General features: G+C 67.1%; 22 protein-coding genes, 1 tRNA gene and 1 pseudogene. 8 read left to right on the forward strand and 16 right to left on the reverse strand.

The window, feature by feature from the left end:
• The first annotated feature begins 89 nt into the window (after positions 1–89).
• The 3 genes from SM116_RS00070 to SM116_RS00080 all read left to right on the forward strand — a co-directional run bounded on the left by SM116_RS00070 (position 90) and on the right by SM116_RS00080 (position 1760).
• The gene (locus tag SM116_RS00070; RefSeq protein WP_320942434.1) at positions 90–419 is read left to right on the forward strand and encodes a hypothetical protein; all 330 of its coding nucleotides are present in this window, start codon (positions 90–92) and stop codon (positions 417–419) included.
• Positions 406–816: a YybH family protein gene (locus SM116_RS00075; RefSeq protein WP_320942435.1), complete on the forward strand. Its 411-nt coding sequence runs from the start codon at positions 406–408 to the stop codon at positions 814–816. The genes SM116_RS00070 and SM116_RS00075 overlap by 14 nt, the downstream gene beginning before the upstream one ends.
• 203 nt (positions 817–1019) lie before the next feature.
• Positions 1020–1760, forward strand: coding sequence for a hypothetical protein (locus tag SM116_RS00080; protein ID WP_320942436.1), 741 nt, complete (start codon positions 1020–1022; stop codon positions 1758–1760).
• A gap of 497 nt (positions 1761–2257) precedes the next feature.
• On the opposite strand, the gene SM116_RS00085 is transcribed toward SM116_RS00080, so the two are convergent.
• The 3 genes from SM116_RS00085 to SM116_RS00095 form a co-directional block, all read right to left on the reverse strand.
• Positions 2258–2686, reverse strand: coding sequence for a VOC family protein (locus tag SM116_RS00085; RefSeq protein WP_320942437.1), 429 nt, complete (start codon positions 2684–2686; stop codon positions 2258–2260).
• Between the two features lie 494 nt (positions 2687–3180).
• Complete coding sequence (locus SM116_RS00090) at positions 3181–3609, reverse strand: SRPBCC family protein (protein WP_320942438.1); 429 nt, start codon at positions 3607–3609, stop codon at positions 3181–3183.
• A gap of 52 nt (positions 3610–3661) precedes the next feature.
• On the reverse strand, positions 3662–3898 hold the full coding sequence (locus SM116_RS00095) for a hypothetical protein (RefSeq protein ID WP_320942439.1): 237 nt from the start codon (positions 3896–3898) through the stop codon (positions 3662–3664).
• Between the two features lie 335 nt (positions 3899–4233).
• Here SM116_RS00095 and SM116_RS00100 point away from each other — a divergent pair, with 335 nt between their 5' ends.
• The gene (locus SM116_RS00100; protein WP_320942440.1) at positions 4234–4740 is read left to right on the forward strand and encodes an OsmC family protein; all 507 of its coding nucleotides are present in this window, start codon (positions 4234–4236) and stop codon (positions 4738–4740) included.
• A gap of 130 nt (positions 4741–4870) precedes the next feature.
• Here the strand turns inward: SM116_RS00100 and SM116_RS00105 are convergent.
• The 9 genes and pseudogenes from SM116_RS00105 to SM116_RS00145 all read right to left on the reverse strand — a co-directional run.
• Positions 4871–5599, reverse strand: a pseudogene (locus SM116_RS00105) (flavodoxin family protein); the annotation flags it as partial.
• Between the two features lie 217 nt (positions 5600–5816).
• Positions 5817–6809 (reverse strand): ATP-dependent DNA ligase, encoded by a 993-nt coding sequence (locus tag SM116_RS00110; protein WP_320942441.1) that lies wholly within the window; start codon positions 6807–6809, stop codon positions 5817–5819.
• Positions 6810–7082: 273 nt separating this feature from the next.
• On the reverse strand, positions 7083–8000 hold the full coding sequence (locus tag SM116_RS00115) for a zeta toxin family protein (RefSeq protein ID WP_320942442.1): 918 nt from the start codon (positions 7998–8000) through the stop codon (positions 7083–7085).
• Complete coding sequence (locus tag SM116_RS00120) at positions 7993–8271, reverse strand: hypothetical protein (RefSeq protein ID WP_320942443.1); 279 nt, start codon at positions 8269–8271, stop codon at positions 7993–7995. Before SM116_RS00120 ends, SM116_RS00115 begins: the two co-directional genes overlap by 8 nt.
• Positions 8272–8344: 73 nt before the next feature.
• Entirely contained in the window at positions 8345–8725 is a 381-nt protein-coding gene (locus tag SM116_RS00125) for a hypothetical protein (RefSeq protein ID WP_320942444.1), read from the reverse strand.
• Between the two features lies 1 nt (position 8726).
• Positions 8727–9020: a hypothetical protein gene (locus SM116_RS00130; protein ID WP_320942445.1), complete on the reverse strand. Its 294-nt coding sequence runs from the start codon at positions 9018–9020 to the stop codon at positions 8727–8729.
• A gap of 178 nt (positions 9021–9198) precedes the next feature.
• Positions 9199–9480 (reverse strand): hypothetical protein, encoded by a 282-nt coding sequence (locus SM116_RS00135; protein ID WP_320942446.1) that lies wholly within the window; start codon positions 9478–9480, stop codon positions 9199–9201.
• A gap of 108 nt (positions 9481–9588) precedes the next feature.
• Positions 9589–10710 carry a hypothetical protein gene (locus SM116_RS00140; RefSeq protein ID WP_320942447.1) on the reverse strand — a complete coding sequence of 374 codons (1122 nt, stop codon included), beginning with the start codon at positions 10708–10710 and terminating at the stop codon, positions 9589–9591.
• A gap of 140 nt (positions 10711–10850) precedes the next feature.
• Positions 10851–11078, reverse strand: a complete 228-nt coding sequence (locus SM116_RS00145) for a helix-turn-helix transcriptional regulator (protein ID WP_320942448.1) — start codon at positions 11076–11078, stop codon at positions 10851–10853.
• A 115-nt stretch (positions 11079–11193) separates the two neighbouring features.
• Between SM116_RS00145 and SM116_RS00150 the strand changes: the two genes are divergently transcribed.
• Positions 11194–11814 (forward strand): hypothetical protein, encoded by a 621-nt coding sequence (locus SM116_RS00150; protein WP_320942449.1) that lies wholly within the window; start codon positions 11194–11196, stop codon positions 11812–11814.
• 337 nt (positions 11815–12151) lie between these two features.
• Positions 12152–12973, forward strand: coding sequence for a tyrosine-type recombinase/integrase (locus SM116_RS00155; RefSeq protein ID WP_320942450.1), 822 nt, complete (start codon positions 12152–12154; stop codon positions 12971–12973).
• A gap of 29 nt (positions 12974–13002) precedes the next feature.
• On the opposite strand, the gene SM116_RS00160 is transcribed toward SM116_RS00155, so the two are convergent.
• From SM116_RS00160 to SM116_RS00170, 3 genes are all read right to left on the reverse strand, one after another.
• Positions 13003–13093: transfer RNA gene (locus SM116_RS00160), tRNA-Ser, on the reverse strand.
• Between the two features lie 46 nt (positions 13094–13139).
• Positions 13140–13997, reverse strand: a complete 858-nt coding sequence (locus SM116_RS00165) for an LLM class F420-dependent oxidoreductase (RefSeq protein ID WP_320942451.1) — start codon at positions 13995–13997, stop codon at positions 13140–13142.
• A gap of 25 nt (positions 13998–14022) precedes the next feature.
• Positions 14023–14868 (reverse strand): class II glutamine amidotransferase, encoded by an 846-nt coding sequence (locus SM116_RS00170; protein WP_320942452.1) that lies wholly within the window; start codon positions 14866–14868, stop codon positions 14023–14025.
• A gap of 67 nt (positions 14869–14935) precedes the next feature.
• On the opposite strand from SM116_RS00170, the gene SM116_RS00175 reads away from it, so the two are divergent.
• Entirely contained in the window at positions 14936–15886 is a 951-nt protein-coding gene (locus tag SM116_RS00175) for an L-lactate dehydrogenase (protein WP_320942453.1), read from the forward strand.
• A 152-nt stretch (positions 15887–16038) separates the two neighbouring features.
• On the forward strand, positions 16039–17400 hold the full coding sequence (gene radA / locus SM116_RS00180) for a DNA repair protein RadA (protein ID WP_320942454.1): 1362 nt from the start codon (positions 16039–16041) through the stop codon (positions 17398–17400).
• Positions 17401–17405: 5 nt separating this feature from the next.
• Here radA and SM116_RS00185 read toward each other — a convergent pair whose 3' ends face one another.
• Positions 17406–17795, reverse strand: a complete 390-nt coding sequence (locus tag SM116_RS00185; protein ID WP_320942455.1) for a dehydrogenase — start codon at positions 17793–17795, stop codon at positions 17406–17408.
• Positions 17796–18011 lie beyond the last annotated feature (216 nt).

Consider the following 18011-nt stretch of genomic DNA (forward strand, 5'->3'; position numbering starts at 1 on the left):
TAGCCGCCTTGAGCAGCGCGTGGTCCATTGCGCGACACGGCCGGACGCCGGATAGTTGGTGTACGCCGTCACGTGTCGGGGAGGCCAGTATGGCTGTCGTTCTCATCGCGCGATTCGCCGGGGATGTCGAGCAGCTGACCGCGGCGTACGACATGGCCCATCGGATCATCATGGATCGCGGAGGGGCGCCGGGCGAACTGCGCCATCACTGCGCCGTCGACGAGGACGCGTTGTACATCATCACGGTCTGGGAGTCCGAGACGGCTGTGCGGGCGAGGTGGGCGAGCCCAGAGTTCGAGGCCGTGCTCGCGTCCGGCGGGTTTCCGTCCCCGCGGACCGCGGAGATCTCCATCCTGCAGTTGCATGCGACCGAGCCGCCCCTGTCGGTCGGGGGTGAGGGTGCGCATGAGCGATCGTGACGAGTTCCTGGACTGGTTCGCGACGACGTGGCGGGCAGCCGAGGTCGCGTTGCACAGCGGCGATGCCGGGCCCCGATTCGAGACGTGGTCGGAGAAGGAGCCGGTGACGCTGTTCGGTGCGTGGTTCAGTGCTTCCGGTGCTGCCGAGGTGCGTGAGGTGTTCCGGAAACTGGCCGACGCGTTCTCTGATGCCACGTCGAGCGAGGTCGAGCTCGTTGCCGCCGACGTGAGCGGCGACCTGGCGTACACGGTTCATCGGGAGATCACGCAGACGGTGGTCAATGGCCAGCCGCGAAGCTATGTTCTGCGCGTCACACACGTCTATCGTCGTGAAGACGGCCGGTGGGAGGTTGTCCACCGCCACGCCGACGAGGAGCCCGAGTCTCCGCGTCTGTGAACACTGGCCGAGGCCATCGGGCCCGTCGACTTCCAAGCAGACGCCATCCTCAATTTGCAGGTCCGCAGGTTCACGCCCAAGGAAGTGGGAATGCCCCGCGGGGAGCTGAAGCTGATCGATCGCCAACTCAGAGACATCGACCGCCCGCAAGCGGACCGTCCATCGGTCGGCGTTCATTTGCTTTCCGCGCTTTCCTCTCGAGCGTGCGGGCCGTTGCGGAACAGGTCGCGATCCGGAACGCTCGAGGCATGCGTATCGCGGGTGTGCTCCCTTACAATGCCCCGGACCCGCGCGTGGAATCCGCCCGGCAACTGGCCGGCCTCCCCTTCCCGCTGATGGGTCTGGCCCCTCAACCCACGATCGAGGACATGCACATGCCGTCGATCATGGAGGCGACCGACCGGGCCGGCCGATCACAACTCGCGGTGAGTTTCACGTACCGGCTGTGGCGAAACCCTTCCGATCCTGACGACCCGGCGAATCTGAAGGACCTCGATCCGGAAGAGCAGGCGGCCCTCGACACCGTTCCCCCGTGGCCGCGACCCGCCTGGCTGCCCGAGTTCCTCGAGATCATGCGCTACCCCCGGTTATGGGAAGCCGTGCGCACCAGCTGGAGCAGAGACCCGTCGGACTACACCGCGCTCGAGCGGCAACTCGTCGATCACACCAACAACATCCTCATGAACCACTACCGCAACGAACTGGGGCCGAGCCCGGGACCCACCGAGGATGGCCCATGGCAGGTCGGCTTGTCGTCAGTCAACGCTGCGGCGCTTGAGATCGACCGCGAAGAAGCACCGGCCATCGAGATCGACACCGACCCCTTCGTGTACGCGATCGGCGCCCAACTTCGACCCGACCTCGTCACAACCGTCGTCATCGCCCGCGAGCACCTCCCGTATGTGCGCCTCGCACTGCACACACGAACGCCCGCCACCAAGTGACATTGCCCGTCAAGGGACCGACATCCGTGCCAGGGTACGTGTAGCCGCCGAGGCGGCGGCTATGCGTGAGCAGGCGCCACCATGACCCGCACGCGAGTCCGCGGCTCGTGGGGGTATCAGGCGTGGACCGTTCGCGCGCTCGCTCACCGCCGTCAGTGATCTCGACGGCTTGGACATCAATCATCGCGTGACGTTCACACGCCCACCGGGAGACGCCAGGTCGCGACCACGCGTGAGCGGTCGACTCAAGGGATTCGTGACGTCGACTACCTGGTCGCGAACATGCGCCGCCCAGGTATCGAGCTGGTTGTTGCCTTCCCGCTCGCGCACGGAGGCGAGAATTCGGACGTCTTCGGGCCTCTGCCCCTCACTTATCAGGTCGAAGTCGGCGACCCGATGCGGACTGACCACATGCGCACACAGAGGGACGTCCGTGCATGGCTCGGAGAGCGACCGGCCGACACCGACATCGGTGTCAGATTCCGCGGGGTTCGCGTTCAGCTCGCTGTACCGGTGCGCATCCTCCGGGCCATCTCCATCATCTCGGGTGTCGGCTGGCCGATCGCGAAGATGTTGCCCTCGCTGTCACTGAACCATGCACTGCGCTCGCCGCCGAGCTCGGCGATCCCGTCGACGGTCTTCAGCCCGGGCATGTCGTAATCGTGGAAGACGACCCCGTGCGTGCGCAGCGCGGTCGTGTCACGATCGATGTCGTCGGTCACGAGGTTGAACGCGGTGTTCTTGGCCGTGCCTGCGAAGTCTGTCCGGTACACCAGCACCATGGTTCCGCCGACGTCGTAGAAGAGGTTGCCGCCTTCGTCGTCGGCGTAGACCGGGTCGCGGCCGAGCACGTCGTGCCACCAGGCCTTGGCTCGATCGATGTCCGCTGCCGGGAGGACAGCCGTCGCCATCAGATTCTCGAACATGATGATTTCCAGTCCGGGGGCGTTGTCATCCCCGCGCCGGCCCAGCGCAGCGCATCGGCGATTCGGGCGCGCGAACGTGGCCCCCCGACCGGAGTGTAGACCCGCATCCGTGGCCCCGGTAGAGGCGTCTTGAACACCCGAACCCGCGGGCCTCCGGGCGGCGGAGCACACCGGAGTCACGATCACAATCCATGCGATCGGTGCTGAACAACCGCCGGCGAACGATGTGACTCTCGCTGATGCGCGAGAGAAGATCGACCTGCTACGCAACCCGCGACCAGGCAGCCCTTCCCGCTCCCGTCCGAAATCGTCCGTGTCGCGACGACGTGACATGCGAGACGGAAAGGCACGAGGCGACACGCGTCAGCTGATGTCGACCTCCCGACAGGTCAGGCGGAACTCGAACTGAATCTCCGCGCCGGGACGTGCGCAGCATGCCAGTCGAGGCGTGGGCGCGATAAGGGTCTTCCCGCCGGGGTGGATGCGACCGATGATCAAGATTCGAGCAGGGCTTTGGCCTTGTCGAGAGCCGCCATCTCGGCATCCATGCTCTTCTGGACCGCTCCACCCATGAAGAGCTTCTTGATGCCGGCGACCTCGGCGTCCAGCGTGAACGTCACGCTTGTGCCGTCGCCTGCCCGCGAGAAGGCGTAGCTGCCCACCGGTCGCACCGGGCCGCTCACGGTCTTGAAGGCGTACCGGGTCGGCACGGTGTATTCGGTGATCTCGATGTCGGCGTTGATCGAGCGGCCCCCGGGTCCAGCGATGACCTGATGGACGGTGCTGCCCACCGCTGGCTGCCCGTTTGCGCTCATCTGCTTGACTCCACCGCGCCAGATCGGGTCCTGGGCAGGATCGGTGAAGAACGCGAAGACCGTGTCGATCGGGGCCGCGATCTGAATCATGCGGGAGGCGCTGGGCATGCGCTAAGTATCCGGCATGGGAGCATGCGCACGCGAGAAACGCTGGGCGGGCCTACGGCGTGATGAGCTTCACGACCCATTCATCCGGGCGGACCACCCGGACGACCCCGACGGCTTCGCTCGCCGACGCATGCACCACCAGTGCGCTGCCAGTATGACCAGCGACCATACCGATGAACTCGTCACCGCCATCCTTCCGGCGCACGAGCACGTCGGTACCGCTTCGCAGTGAGCTCCAGTCGGTAACCAGGGCGTATGTCGACATGCCGGCACCGCCTTCCAGCCTCACGGTGCGATGTACTGAGGGTACCGCCGGAGACAGCGCGTTACAGCGCAACAAATGCGCCGGGCGGGTAACGTGCGCGATCAAGACCTCCGCTCCCCAGCCGGGACGGCGCCGCACTGCGCGCCACGAACTCGTTCCATGCGCGCGACACGACCACGGATTGGCTGTCCCGGGTGCTACCGCGCAACCCATGGTCATCGTTTTACCCACGCTCTTGGGAGCTTCAGGGGACTCCTGCCAGGTCGTTGTGCCTCAAATCGGAACTTGCCGGGATCGAAGGGCTGCTGTGGCCGGCTTGACGCGCATGTGAGGCTCGAGCGGTGTGCGAGGATCGCGCCATGGATGCCGAGGCATTGCGGGTGAGGCAGGCTCCTCTCAAGGAGCGCTACAAGGCGGACCCTGCGAGCGCCCGGGTCGTCTCGGGCGCTCACGGCAGGTTCTCCGATCCCGGGATCACGGCGACGATCGAGGGGTGGGCCGGGCCGATCCGCGGGGGACAGCATGTCGCCACCGGGGGAGACGGCACCGACGCGTGCTCGGCGGACCTGCTCATGCAGGCGCTGCTCGCGTGTGCCGGCGTGACATTCCGCGCCGTCACCACCTCCATGGGCGTGCAGGTCGCGGACGTCGAGCTCGAGGCGACCTGTTCCTGGGATGCACGCGGAACTCTGGGCCTCGCCCGGGACGTCCCGGTCGGTGTCACTGACGTCGTGGTGACGATCACGATCGACAGCGACGCCGATGATGGCCGCCTGCAGCGGATCGCTGCATCCACCGAGCGCTACTGCGTCGTCGGCCAAAGTCTCACCTCGCCCGCCACGATCCACGTGATCAACCGCCGCTGACACTTCGTCATCCCATCACTCCTCCTCGGAACCGACCAGCCCCGCGGACCGCGCCGACGGGTGTGGCGACGTCCGAAGGAAGTGCAGTCTGGGAGGAGGTTGGTGGTCTGACGCCGAGCGGTGAGCGTCGACGATATTCGGGGTTGGCGTCGAATCCGAACCGCTCGCCCGCGTTCCACGCCTGGCGGAGGTTCCCGTATGCCGGGATGCCTCCCGCATCACGTAGTCGCCGCGCTGTGTGCAGGAGGTTCCAGGTCATGAATGTCGTGTTGCGGTTCGTGAAATCGTTCTCGGGGCCGCCCGAGCCCGGGTCGAGGTAGCTCGGCCCAGGCCCGATCTCCCCGATCCATCCGGCATCGGCCGCCGGAGGAATCGTGAAGCCGATGTGCTGCAGGCTGTACAGGATCGACATCGCGGCGTGCTTGACGCCATCCTCGTTGCCGGTGATGATCGCCCCGCCCGTCTTTCCGTAGTAAACGTATTGACCCTTCTCGTTGTACAGGCCGCTCATCGAGTAGAGCCGTTCGATGAGCTTCCGCGTGAGGGATGCGTTGTCACCGAGCCACAGCGGACCACCGACCACGAGGATGTCGGCGGCGTCGATGGACGGCCAGATCTCCTCCGGCCACGCGTCCGCCTCCCACCCGTGCTCCCGCATGTCGGGATAGACGCCGGTGGCGGCGTCATGGTCGATGAAACGGATGCACTCCACGACGACGCCCTGGGAGCGCATCAGTGCGATGCTTCGATCCATCAGCCCCTGCGTGTGGCTGAGTTCAGGGCTGCGTTTGAGCGTGCAGTTCACGAACACGGCCCGCAGGTCGTCGTACGCCGCCGGGGTGTCGAGTCGCTCTGCCATGCCGCCATCGTACGAAGCCGACTCGCGTCATGGCATGGATTCGACCGGCTGTCATCGACTCGTAAGGCGCCGGGGGGCAGGTTCCGAATCGTGCGATGGTCATGACACCTGGCAACGACGCCCGACCCAATACGGGAACGAGCGCACTTGGAGCCGTACGCGAGGTACCTTCACCGGGCAATGCCCGGTTAGGGATCCCTTTCGCGCCAACGCTCGCCTATAGGTCGGCAGTGCGGAACTCCGGCAGCGGCAGGTCGGGTCGCAACTTGACGAAGCGGACGGAGTGCCGGAAGAAGCCGGCGGTCCGCGCCGAGTCCGCCGACACTTCGCCCATGACAGGCTCAACAAGGGTGACCTTGAGGTCATCGCTACGGGCCCGGAACCGGCCCATCGCGCCTGCGGGCAGCACTTCCGGCCACGGGTGCGGGCCTGACGGCTGACGCAGCATTTGGCCCAGTGCTCGCGCCTGCCCTGGACTGAGCTGCGCAGACTGCCCCGCGGTTCGGAGCTGCCCGTCGACGACGAATCCGACGACGAGCGACATCGGGTTGTGCAGGGGGCCGACGATCGCGGCGATGACGACGTCGACGGATTCCCGGCGCTTGACCTTCACCCACTGCCGCTCGCCCGGCTTGTAGATCTGTGCGCCGCCCTTGACGACGATTCCCTCGATGCCCGCAGCGGCCATGTCCTCCGACCAGCCCTGTGCGACGTCCCGTTCCGTGGTCATGGGCGACAGCGTGATCGGCGGCCGCGCATCCTCAAGGGTCGCCTCCAGTAGTTCCCGCCGGTCGTCGTAGGAGAGCCTCCGGGTATCTGTCCCGTCGAGGGCGAGCACGTCGAACAGCACGAGGCTCGCGGGCACCTCTCGGGAGAGCGTCGGCGCGCGGCGCGCGCCGGAACTGAGCCGGCGCAGCAGCTGCTCGAACGCAAGCCTCTCGTCTTGCCAGATGACGAGCTCCCCGTCAAAGAGCGCCTGCTCCGGCAGCTGGTGCGCGCATGCGGTGACGATCTCGGGAAAGATCCCCGTGAGATCGGTGCCGCGCCGCGACCACAGTGTCGTGGCACCGTCCTGTACGACCGCGACGCGGAACCCGTCCCACTTGGGCTCGTAGCGGCAGCCGCCGGGTAGAGCGGTACTGGCGGGAAGCAGATCCGCTCCCCTCGCAAGCGCCAGCTCAGGAGGGAACCGGATGCTCGCCGGGATCATGCGACCACGGTAGGCGCCCACCGGTCAGCCGGGTAGAGGCGTTCCAAGGCCTTAGACCAGATCCGGACTCCAGCCACTCGACGATCACGGCGCCGTCGTTCAAGCCCTCGCTTTTCAGGCGGTCCGCGTCTGCGCTTCGTCGGTCCAGGGCATCCATGCCCAGACAGCGGCTAGTGCTTCTACACCCAGACAATCTTGTGCGGACCTTATGCAGCGCGCGGCACCGTTATTGACGCCGGCGGCCAGCCCTGACTGGCGCCCGCAGGCGAGCGGCTACGGCCCGAACAGGCCGTCTTGCGACTCAGGTGCGACCTCAGGGAGCACAGGCGTCGACTCCAGGGTTGGGGTGTGCGACTCAAGCACCGCCAGGTCGCGCCGGATCCGTACGGTCAACTGATTGCGGGCCGGCGAGTTTCCCGCCAGTGGAAGGGATGGGATCACCTCCGACAGCGCGACGCGGTGTAGATCGATGAGCGCTTCGGTGAGGTGCGTGCGCGAGCGAGGCGGGAGGTCGAGTACAGACTCGGTGAGCCGTCGGAGCTCGCTGATCCACTCGGCCGAAACCCTCGCCGGCAACGGGGTGCGATAGGCATCACGCCAGTTCGAGGCTGCTTCAGCAACGGCAACCGGAGGGCTGACTGTTCCATCTCGTGCGATGACAGAGACGAGAGTGCCTGCGGGCGCAGAAGAGACGATCTGCCCGGCTGTGGAGATCTCGGCATCGTTCTCGGCTCGAAGCGACACTTGACTAGGTCGCATGGCGGCACCGCCCCGCGCGATGCGGGCAGCAGTTGCCAATAGGCTCTCCGCTCGAGGCACGGCTATCGCTACGACGCGGTTCTGGAAGCCGGCCCTTTCGAAGAAATTCAGAGCGGCGTTCGCGTCATCAACGGATCGGAAGGAGTCCTCGAGAATGATCGACGTCCGATGTTCTCGGGCGTAGGTGAGCGAGGCGCTGATCCAGGTGCGGATGACATCAGGTCCCTGTGTGTCATGGAGGAATGGCGTCAGGTCGGCGGCCCGAAGCACGACTGCCCGCCCTGGGAGCTCTTCGAGCAGCCTTCCGACTGCCCGGGATCTGCCGGCGCCAGCCTGACCCACGAGGAGCACGAACTCTGGCCGCTGCTGCCCCTCAGCCACGCCGTCGAACAGGAACGGTCTGACCTCGTTCTCGAAGATGTCGTCAGCCATCGCGTTGCTCCTGACGGAGCTGGGCGATGCGAGAAGCGAGGCGACGGGTATGCGAATCCACCGCTTTGCGGTCGAACCCGTCGATCGCGAGCGTTTCGCCGCGCACCGCGCTGGCCTCGGCGCGTGTTCCCGGGGCTGCGGCCGCATCAGCACGCGCTCGAGCAACGAGCATGGTCTCGAGGACGACGGCGAGGTCGCGTAGCTCCTCATACGCGACGATGTCGTCCGGGCGCCAGGACGCGCGGATCCTCGCATCCGCGTCGTCCGTCATTCCCGCCTCCGAGATCACCTCTCGGGCAGTCTATGGCGGTGGTCGCGTTGGGCACTCGCGACGAACCGTGCGGCTACGAGCGGATGGCGCCTCCTCGGTAGCCCTGTCCTGCTATCGCTGACTGCGCCTCGTTGAGTTTTCGGCCGATGCGCTGAGCATCGGACGCGGCCCCAACCAGCGCATCGACGGCTTGAGCGACGGCCTGCACGGGGTCGGTTCCATCGTCTTGGTACACGACGTAGTTTGCGAGGGTCGACTCTAGACCTCGCGCGAGCTGCGACAGCGCCTGCGCGAGACCGGATCCGGTCGCGACCTTGAGGTCGCCGAGGACTTGGCACATCACCGGTGCGGGGATGCCGGCATCCATAACCATCGTCGCGTGATTGATCGCCAGGATCGCCTCGAAGGCGTCATCCGCCAACTCGACGATCCGGGCGAACGGTTCGGACGTCACCTCAGGCCACCGCAGGATGATTGAGCTGCTCGAACGTCGTGTCGTTGGTGATGGGCCGTTCGGCCACCGCCCGGGCACGCACCAGGTACATGCGCAGCAGTTCGCGTCCCAGGGAGCGTGGCAGGTCCTGGATGGGTGTGCCGATTCGCTCGGCTGCGTGCTCGGCGGCGGACCATGCCCAGATCACCTGGTAGCGGCTGAGCTCCATACAGTCCAGCCCGTACGCCGCGTAGATGATGCGTTCGGCGATCGCGGCATATTCGGCCGGAGTGGGCGTCACGTCGATGGTTTCCATGGTTGTTGTTCCTTTCCTCCTCGTGCCTTTCGGCAGCTGCCGATCCACGCGGACGCGCGCGGCGGTCCAGGGTGCGGCGCAGCCGCATCGCGTAGCGACGCGTCAGCGCCCTTGACGGCTGGAAGAGGCCGCGTACACTCTCGTCGGCGAAAGACCTCGTGGATGACGCGGCCGGTGGCTACCTCTCGGTGCCGAACTTGGACTCGGGCGATTCGAGGATCTTCAGGTCCCGGATGAAGAGTTGCCGGTCTTGCTCGGGGTCGACGATGAGCAGGCGGATGCGGTCCCGAAATCCCGCCTGGTAACCAGGCGAAAGACTGCGCAACGGGACCATGCACCACTCCACGTCCTCGTCGACCCGGTAACCCGGCAGATCGCGGGCCTTGTCCGGGTAGTAGGTGAACGCCGCGTACGCGACACGTGCGATGGTCGCCTCGATCTCGGACCGGTCCAACATCATGCCCTCCATCTCGCGTTCGCGTCACCCCGCGCGGTCGCCGCGGTGTCTCAATTGTGATTCGGACACCCGCCACGGTTCGACGCCACGCGAGGCGGAAGCACGGCACGCTCATAATCCGATCCCGCCGGGTTCGGGATCCAATGGCGGCTGAGTCGGAGTCCATCTGTCGACGGTTGCCGCATTGCTGCGCCGACGTGGTCTGCCGCGGAGACGGTCGTTGATCGCGCGAGCGATGCTGTCCATGCGAGCCGCCTCCTGCTCCACGCGTTCGCGCTCGAGGCGTTCGTGCGCTCGCGTTGCCTGGCGCGCCTCGACGCGTTCCCGAAACTCGGGGTCGTCCGCGAGGCGGAATCGAAGGCGGGCGCTTGCGCAGTCGGCCTTCCATGCGGCGAGAAGGTCGGGCGGCGTCGGCTCGCCGTGTTCCCGGCGAATCCGGCGGATCTCGGCTGCCGGCCAACTCCGCTGAAAGAACGCGTCCGCGTCCCGTTGAGATGCGCGGATGGTCTCGGGCGGGTCTTTGTGGATGCGTCGTGCCGGCATGCCGAGCTCACGGCGTCGCCGTTCCCGGTCGTTCCACCGTTTCGTCGCTTCCTGGTGCCGCTTGTTGTTCTCTGGGTCGGAACGCCACGCCTTATTGAAGGCCGTCTTCCGTTCGGGGTGCGCTTGTGCGTATCGGCGGTTGTACTCGGCGCGTCGCGCGGGGTCGACGTGATTGCGTTCGCGCTGCTTCGCGAGGATTGCGTCGCGGTTGCGCTGGTAGTACTCGCGGTTGATCTGCTTGCGCCGCTCTCGGTTGTTGTCCGCCCAGCGCCGACGGTTCGCGCGCACCCGCTCCGGGTTTGCTGCTGCCCACGCGCGCACCCTCTCGGTCTCCGCGCGCCGCCGTTCGGCGAGCGCCTCGCGCCGAACACGTGCGGCACGGCGCCCTTCAGCGAGCTCGGCGAGCACGTCGCCTCGCGTCGCGTCGGCGTGGGCGATGCGAGCCCGCTCGCAATCGCGGCTAAAGGCATCGAGAAGGACCTGCGGCGTGCCGTACTCGTCAAGAAGTCTGCTGAGCCTCTCAGTTGACCACGAAGCAGCGAAGAACGCGTCCGCCTCGGCGTCGTGCATGGCACGCTCAGCCTTCACCCGGACCACGGCTGGCGGGTCGAGTTCGCGATGGAAGAAGGCATCCGCTTCCCGTTGACGGTCGGCACGCGCGGATGGTCCGTCCTGGGAGTGAGTGGTCATGAAGGGCCGCCGGGCGAGTATGCGTCCCGGAACCTGGAGCAGCAGGTTCGTGAGCGGCGGGGGTGCGCGGGCGACGTTCCGAGACCCGAGGAAGCCGGCATCGGAACGTCGACCGCGCACACGCCTGGACGTGCCATCCGTCAGCCCTCCTGCCCGGGACCAGTGCCGTGCCGCGCCGTGCCTTCGAGCCACTCAACGACCTCTTCAAGCACATAGAGCACGGATTTGCCGGCTTTGCGGTAGCGGGGGCCTGTCCCCTCATGACGCCAGGTCGCGAGTTTCGTCTTGCTCAGGGTCGGGAATTCGTCCGCAATCTGTTCGGGGGTGCGGTAGCTGTGCGCGAGATGATTCGCGAGGTCGGTGTCCATGGTTCCCCTCCGATGCATAAGTTCGACGAGCTTTGACATCGGTCTACTCGCTGTGTTTTACTTTGTCAAGTATCAGCAATAGCAGAAGCGTGACGCGGAGGGGCAGACTGAGGAGGTGAAGATCGACGTGCGTACACCCGATGGATCACCGGTGGGATGGCAGGCCGCCACTCACTCTGTCGGTACCGCGTTGCGCATCGTGCCGCAGTACCGGGTCGAGGCCGAGGACGAGCACACAGGACTCGGCCACACGGTCGACGTTGAATATGACCGTGACGAAGGTCGCTTCGTCGTCCGGCAGGTCGCCACGCGATCTCTCGCAGGCGGTGAGATCACGGGCACCGAGCTTCGGCAGGTGCGACTCGCCGAGATCGTGCAGGCTGCGGCGCCGCAGTGCGTGGCGTTCACCCTCGGAGATGACGAGATGGTCACCGCCGCTGACGTGAGCGCTGCAGAGGGGCGACTTCTCCCCCACTGGTTGGCCGAATCGCTCAACCCCGTGTCCGAGAGCCGCAACATCGCTGAGCCCGCGCGCACGGAGCTTCGTGAAGCGCGTCTGGACGCTGTTCAGCTTGTCTACGGCGTGGCTGCGTTGACCGGGCAGCCGCCCGCCAAGGCGATCGAACGCGAGCTCGGCGTCGCGCCGCGCACCGCTGCCCACTGGATCCGCCTCGCCCGCACCGCGGGCCGCCTGGAAGGTCTGGGGTACGCCGCCGGTCGCCCGCCCCGTGCGTAACGTATACGAATACAAGACAGCGCAAGGAATCCGGTACTACGTCCGTTACATCAAGCCGGACGGCTCGCGGGGCAACAAGCGCGGATTCACTCGAAAGCGCGACGCAGCGGCCTTCCTCGCCTCAGTCAAGGTCGACATTGATCGTCACGAGTACATCGACCCCCGAAGCGGTGACATCAGGGTCGGCGAACTGGGAACAGCTTGGATCGCCGAGAAGCAGGTCCTTCTCAAGGCATCTACGTTCCACTCGGTGGAGTCAGCATGGCGGACACACGTGAGCCCCCGCTGGTCCCGAGTAAGAGTCGCTGACGTGCGGCACGGTGACATTCGGGCCTGGGTGGCCGAACTGGCGGCGGAGCGCAGCGCGTCTACAGTCTTGCGCGCGCACGGCGTGCTGTCAGGTATCCTCGACGTCGCCGTCCGGGACCGGCGCATACCCGCCAATCCGGCGCTGGGGGTTCCCATGCCCCGCAAACGCATGAAGCGACGCGTCTATCTGTCACACGCGCAGGTCTCGGCCCTCGCCCAAGAGTCTCGGTTCCCCGAGCTCGTCTACTTCTTGGCCTATACCGGCCTGCGCTGGGGAGAGGCGACCGCACTTCGCATCCGGCATATCGACCTGAATCGACAGCGCGTGTTCGTCGAGGAGAATGCGGTTCGTGTGTCTGGCAAGACTGTTGTAGGCACTCCGAAGACGCACGTAACAAGGACCGTGCCCATCCCGCCATTCCTGATGCCCTACTTCGATGCGGTTGCCACCGTCCGCGGAGAGGAGTCGCTCGTATTCGGCGACGGGACAGCGCATCTCATACTTCCCAACTCGAAGGATGGCTGGTTCGCCGCCGCGGTGCGCCGATGCCAACGGAGCGACGCCCGGTTCCCTCGAGTGACGCCACACGATCTTCGGCACACCACGGCCAGTCTTGCGATCAGCTCCGGCGCGAACGTGAAGGCCGTGCAGCGAATGCTCGGGCACGCTTCAGCGGCCATGACACTCGACACGTACGCCGACCTGTTCGAAGACGATCTCGACGCGGTCTCGTTGTCTCTGGAGGCGGCACGGCAGAAAGCCTCTGCAGGAGAGGGCTGGCGCAAGAATGTCCCACTTCTGTCCCACGAGGTACCTCGGCCACATGACGAAGGCCCCGCCATCCCTTGAAACGACTGGGATGTCGGGGCCCCGCACGATGGCGGTGACGGTGGGATTTGAACCCACGGTAGGGGGTTACCCTACACAACTTTTCGAGAGTTGCACCTTCGGCCGCTCGGACACGTCACCGCCGACAAGTGTACGCGACGCCAACAGAACCCGCGAATCGAGCGGATCAGGAGACCCGGGCGAGCGCACCGCCGAGGAGGTCCACCACCGCAGAGGGCTCCGGCATCCCGACCGCGAACCAGTAGATCGCGGTGAAACCGGCATCCCTCAGTCTCTCCGTCTCACGCACGACGTCGTCGACGGTCGATTCCTGCGTGACGTGCGCCATCGCGGTCTTCTCGATCTCGGCCTCGTCGCGCCCGAGCTCGTCGCAGTGCCGGCGCAGCACATCCAGCTTGGCAACGACGTCCGCCGCAGCCGAGATGTTGCACGCATCCGCGTACTTCGCCACCAGCCGGAGGGTCTTGCGCTCTCCTCCCCCGCCGATCATGAGATACGGATGCGGACGCGAGATGCTCTGCGGCGAGTTCAGCGTGCGCTCGAGGTGATAGTGCGCCCCTTCGAACGGCTCCTCGGAGTCCGACCACATCTGCAGGCAGATGCGGATCGTCTCCTCCAGCTGCTCGAAGCGCTCCGCGATCGGCGGGAAGTCGAAGCCCAGCCCGCGCGACTCCCACTCGTTCCATGCAGCGCCGATGCCGAGGCCCATCCGTCCGCCCGAGAGCACGTCGAGCGTCGTCACCGCCTTGGCGAGCAGCGCGGGCTCGCGGTAGATGACGCCCGTGACGAGCGTGTGCAGCAGAGCCTTCTGCGTGTGCGCGGCGATGAAGCCGAGCGCGGCGTACGCCTCGAGCATCTCGTTGCTCTCGGGTCCGATCATCCGCAGCTGCCAGAAGTGATCCATCACGGTGATGCGCTGGATGCCGGCATCCTCCGCACCTCGGACGTGCTTCGCGAGTGCCGGGCCGAGCTGTGCCGGTCCGCTCTTCCAGGTGAAATCGGCGATGTGCAGGCCATAGTCCATTCCTGCAGGCTACGGCTCAGACGCGTCACGCGTCGAGGAACGGCTGGTGGTGATACCCGGTGGGATCGAGCACCGCGACGGTGGACTCGGGTACCTCGAGGAAGACGCCCGGCAGGTCGTTGAGCGGCTCCGACACCACGACCTGCGCGTGATCGCCGAACTGCGACAGCCTCTCCACATCCGGATACATCGTCCGCAGCGTCGGGATGTCAGCGGAGTGGAAGAGCGTCCGCGAGCGCCCCTGCGACGAATAGCGGAACGTCCACAGCGTCTCGCCGTCCGAGACGGCGATCGTGCCCTGCATCGGGAACTGGATGCCGGCCGCATGGCCGACCTCTTCGACCCGCCTGATCGCGGCGCCGACGGCCGTGATGGGGTCGTCCATGAGCCCGTATGTGAGGGCGAGGTGGAAGAGCACCTCGGTGTCGGTGGTGCCCTGGATCCCGGTGTACAGGGCCGGGTCGACCTCGAACGTCAGGTCGCGCTTGATCGTGCCGAAGTGCGAGATCGCGCCGTTGTGCATGAAGAGCCAGTTCTCGTGCCGGAACGGGTGGCAGTTCGTCTGCTGGATGGGCGGCGCAGCCGCCGCACGCACGTGCGTGAGGAACAGGGGGCTCGTCACGGCCTGGCTGATCTCGCGGAGGTTGGCGTCGTTCCACGCCGGCTCGATGCTCCGGAAGACGTGGGGGCGACCCGCATCCGGTCCGTCGCCCTTGCGGACCGGATACCAGCCGAGACCGAAGCCATCGCCGTTCACGGTCTCGGCGCCGAGCGGCGAATTGAGCGCCATGGCGACGATCGAGTGCTGCGTGTCGACGATGAGGGAGGAGGGATGCAGCGGCTCCCCCGTGTAGGCCAACCAACGGCACATCGCGTTCCCCTTCGCTCATGATCCGGTTCAGCTGATCGCGTACGACTGAGCCTGCCAGACTGTGCCCATGAGTGTGATCGAGAACTCGAAAGTGACGATCGTCGGCGCGGGCAGCGTCGGCTCCAGCGCCGCCTACGCGGCTCTCATCCGCGGCTCCGCGCGCCACGTCGCGCTGTACGACATCGCCGCCGCGAAGGTGGAGGCCGAGGTCCTCGACCTCGCCCACGGCACCCAGTTCACCGGCTCCAGCGACATCGTCGGCGGCAGCGACCTGTCGGTGGTGGAGGGGTCGCACGTCGTCGTGATCACCGCGGGCGCCAAGCAGGACCCCGGGCAGACGCGCATCGAGCTCGCCGGCGTCAACGCCGGGATCATGAAGCGGATGATGCCGCAGCTGCTCGAGGCGGCGCCGAACGCGATCTACGTCATCGTCACGAATCCGTGCGACGTCCTCACGGTGCTGGCGCAGGAGGCGACCGGCCTCCCGCCGGAGCGGATCTTCGCCTCCGGCACGGTGCTCGACACCTCCCGCCTGCGCTGGCAGCTCGCGCAGCGCGCCGGCGTCTCCGCGAGCTCCGTGCACGCGTACATCGTGGGAGAGCACGGCGACACGGAGTTCCCGCTGTGGTCGTCGGCATCCATCGGCACCGTGCCCATCCTCGATTGGCGGCCGGATGCGGGCGCGCCGATGTCCGTCGACGAACTCGACATGATCGCCGTCGACGTGCGCGACGCCGCCTACAAGGTCATCCAGGGCAAGGGCGCGACGAACTACGCCATCGGCCTGTCGACGGCCCGCATCATCGAGGCGGTCCTGCACGACGAGCGCGCGGTGATGCCCGTCTCCACGGTGCTCCACGACTTCCACGGCATCGACGGCGTCGCACTGTCGGTCCCCTCGATCGTGAGCTCGGCGGGCGCCGTCCCGGTGCGCGAGACCACGTTCTCGCCGAGCGAGCTGGGCCTGTTGCGACGGTCCGCGGACACGCTCCGCCAGGTCGCTGACAGCCTGCGCTGACATCGCCCTGCGGCGTCGGTGCGACCGCCCGCCGCAGCGGACTTCCGCATGACTGCGGACCGAACCGGCTCCCCGCGTCCGCTCGAGTGCAGAAGTCCGTGGATGGGCGGGGACGACGGGGGGATGTCGCATCCTGCGCATACCCTGAACCCATGGCGTCCCGACGATCCTCTGCACCCTCGCCCTTCCGGTGCACCGAGTGCGGGTGGACGACGTTGCGCTGGGTCGGTCGCTGCGGCGAGTGCCAGCAGTGGGGCACCGTCGTCGAGGCCGCGGAGCAGACGGGCATCGTCAAAACCGTCACGGCCGCGAGCCCCGCGCGGGCCGCCCGTCCCATCACCGAGATCGACACCGCCGACGCTCCGCGGCGCACGAGCGGGGTGGACGAGTTCGATCGCGTACTCGGCGGCGGCATCGTGCCGGGTGCGGCGATCCTGCTGTCCGGCGAGCCGGGCGTCGGAAAGTCGACACTGCTGCTGGAGGTCGCGGCGCAGAGCGCCCGCGCCGGCCGTCGGGTCCTGTACGCGAGCGGCGAGGAGTCGACGGCCCAGGTGCGACTGCGCGCGGAGCGCACCGGAGCGCTGCACGATGAGCTCTACCTCGCCGCCGAGACAGACCTCGCGACGATCCTCGGGCACGTCGACGCGGTGCAGCCCGAGCTGCTCATCGTCGACTCGGTGCAGACGGTGTCGTCCGGGCTGTCCGAGGGCATGGCCGGGCATCCGAGCCAGGTGCGCGAGGTCGCCTCGACACTCATCCGGCTGGCGAAAGAGCGCGCGCTGCCCGTCGTCATCGTGGGTCACGTCACGAAGGACGGCTCGATCGCCGGGCCCCGCATCCTGGAGCACCTCGTGGATGTCGTGTGCCACTTCGAGGGGGATCGCCACACCGCGCTGCGGTTCGTGCGCGCGCTGAAGAACCGCTTCGGCCCGACGGACGAGGTCGGATGCTTCGAGATGACCGGCAGCGGCATCGCCGAGGTGCCCGATCCGAGCGGGCTGTTCCTCGGACACGGCTCCCCCGAGCCGGGGACGTGCGTCACGATCGCGCTCGAGGGCCGGCGTGCGATGCCCGTCGAGGTGCAGGCGCTCACGGTTCCGAGCTCCACCCCGAACCCGCGTCGGGTCGTGAGCGGCGTGGACTCCGCCCGGGTCGCCATGATCCTCGCCGTGCTGGAACGTCGAGCGGGCCTGCGGCTCTCCGATCAGGACGTCTACGTCTCGACCGTCGGCGGGGTGCGGCTGGTCGAGCCCGGCGCCGACCTCGCCATCGCGATCGCCATCGCCAGCGCCGTGCGCGGGCAGGCGGTGCGGCACGACATCGCCGCCATCGGGGAGCTGAGCCTGGCCGGCGAGGTGCGCCCGGTCACGAGTGTCGCGCACCGGCGCACGGAGGCCACCCGCCTCGGGTACAAGACGATCATCGACGAAGGGTGCGGATCGCTCACCGGAGCCCTTCGCGACCTCGCCGTGCGACCTGTGCGGCCCGTCCGCGAGGAGATCCCGGCGTTCTGAGGGCGTCAGGCCTCGAGCGCGCGGAGGATCTCGCCAGGCGCTGCCTGCATCGGATGCGGGCCGGCGATGTCGAAGAACACGACGGCGACGTCATCGCGGTGCTCCGTCAGGTAGGCGCGCAGCCACGCCGGCGACCGCAGGCTCGCGGGCGGCAGGCTCACCGGCTTGTGCTTCGCGTCGCTGAAGAGCATCAGCGCCACCTCGCCGGTCTCAGGGTTGAGGTACGTCCACACGTGTTCGTCGTCGGATTCATGGATGAGCGGCACCACCGTGGGCCCGTGGCGCAGCGCGAGCGCGATCGCCGCGATGTCGCGGGTCTGCAACGCATCGGCGAGCCGCGTGTTGCTCAGTTCGGCGGGCTCGTCCGCGTGAGGATTCCGAGATGCGGCGGCCATCGCTCCAGCGTAACCGCCGCCTGCCCCGCATCCGTCCCACCGCTGGGGATGCGCGGGGAATGCGCCGCGCGGCGCGAGAACGGCGGTACAAAAGGAGGACCCCCTCTAGGCTCTGGGGAAGCCGTCAGGGGGTCCGGGCCTCGCACTGTCGTGGTCGGTCGAAGATTTCGGGCCGGCTCGGCGCTGCTGGGGACAGCTACGACTACTGCGTGACCG

The organism is Microbacterium rhizosphaerae (genome assembly GCF_034120055.1).
In the GTDB taxonomy this organism is placed as follows: domain Bacteria; phylum Actinomycetota; class Actinomycetes; order Actinomycetales; family Microbacteriaceae; genus Microbacterium; species Microbacterium rhizosphaerae.